The 1,929-nt window shown below is 66.3% G+C and carries 1 protein-coding gene; it reads right to left on the minus strand.

All coding sequences use genetic code 11. The features are described 5' to 3' along the window. Positions 1-1,929 (minus strand): condensation domain-containing protein (locus PF66_RS31585; RefSeq protein WP_241494497.1); only part of this gene is annotated, 1,929 nt, incomplete at both ends.

Consider the following 1,929-nt stretch of genomic DNA (forward strand, 5'->3'; position numbering starts at 1 on the left):
CTGGTGCCTGCTCCAGGGCCTGCACCAGGCCGTCCAAGGCACTTTGCAGATAGCCGCAAAGACGTTGTGCACCGATGGCAGTCGCCACCAAGGCCGTGAAGTGGAACCCGTCCCCCAGGTCGTCGACGTTGAGGGTCAGCGGATAGTTGGTGCGCTCTTCGGCCCCGCCCAGCACCTGCATGCCCTGCCAGGCGCTCTGCGCCTGCTCGGTCACGGCCAGGCTGCTGTGGCGGTAGTTGAGCAAGGCGCTGAACAACGGCAGCGGCGCACTCACGGCACTGCAACGCTGGGCCAGTGCCAGGGAGGCGTGCTCGTGCCCGAGCAAGGCGGTCAGTTCGGCGTGGGTGGTCTTGACCCCCTCACGCACGCTTTGACCGTCCAGGGTCACCCGTAGCGGCAAGGTATTGATAAACATGCCCAGGGCCCTATCGGCGCCCTCGCCGCCCTGCATCCGGCCCAGCAGCACGGTACCGAAGACCACCTGGTCACGGCCACTGGCCTGCCCCAACACCTGGGCGAAAGCCAGGTGCACCAGACTCGCGGCACTGACCCCGAGCTGACGGGCCTGGGTCCGCAGGCGCAGGCTCAGGCCGGCGTCCAGTGCGAGATCGGCCTGTTCGATCTCGCTGCCGTCACCCTGCACATCCTGCAGGCCGAACGGCAGGGTCGGTTCGTCGATATCGCCGAGACGTTCGCGGAAGAACCGTTCGTGTTCCTCCTGGCTCACACCGAGGCGGGCCTGGGCCACATAGTTGCGATACGGCACCGGGCTGCCCAACTGCGCGGCCTGCCCCAGCAGATGCGCCTGGATTTCCTGACGCACCACCTCCAGGGCCGTGTGGTCCAGGGCCATGTGGTGGAAGCGCAACATCGCCACCCAGCGCTGCTGTCCTTCGTCCTCGGCGAACACCAGTTGCATCAGCGGCGCCTGGGTCACATCCATCCGCGAGTAGCGGGTATCGAAACGTTCCTTGAGCTGGTCCGCCACCTCACCAGAACGCGGATCGAACGCCAAGGTCTCGTAGTGCAACCGGGCCTGGCGCAAAACCACCTGGACCGGCTCGTCGAGACCTTGCCAAAGCACGGCGGTGCGCAGGATGTCATGCCGGTCGATGACCTGTTGCAGCGCCTGGGCAAAGGCGTCCAGCCGCGAGCGGTCCGGCACCGTGAACAGGGCGTGGAGGACGTAGGGATCGCCTGCACCGGCCGACAGGTGGTGATAAAGGATACCTTCCTGCAAGGGTGCCAGCGGGTAGATATCCTGCACATTCGCCGCACCACCCGGCACGCTGGCGACAATACGATCGATAGCCGCCTGGTCGAGGCTGAGCAGCGGCAACATCGCCGGGGTGATGTGCTCGCAGCCGGCCGGGATGAGGTTGGCCGGAACGACGATTTCCCGCCCGCCGCCCACGGCAGCGGCCAGGGCCGCCAGGGTCGGCTGGCTGAAGAGCGCCTGCACATCGACACTGAGGCCGGCCTGGCGCATATGGCCGATCAGACTGACGGCCAGTAGCGAATGGCCGCCCAACTCGAAAAAGTGATCGTGACGCCCGACCTGCTCGACTTTGAGCAAGTCGCTCCAGATCCGCGCCAGAGCGATTTCGGTTTCGCCTTGCGGAGCCTCGTAGCCACGGCGGACCACGGCGTCGAGGTCCGGTGCCGGCAGGGCCTTGCGGTCCAGTTTGCCATTCGGCGTCAGCGGCAGTTTTTCCAGCACGACGTAGACGGCCGGGACCATGTACTCCGGCAGTTTTTCCTGCAGGTGGCGGCGCAGACTGTCGATCTCCACCGAGGCATGACCCTCGGCCAGGGTGTAGTAGGCCACCAGGCGCTTGTCGCCCGGCACGTCCTCGCGGGCGGTGACCACCGCTTCGTGGATCGCCGGGTGTTTGGCCAGGCGGGCATCGATCTCGCCCAGTTCGATAC

It is taken from the genome of Pseudomonas asplenii, assembly GCF_001293465.1.
GTDB lineage: Bacteria > Pseudomonadota > Gammaproteobacteria > Pseudomonadales > Pseudomonadaceae > Aquipseudomonas > Aquipseudomonas fuscovaginae_B.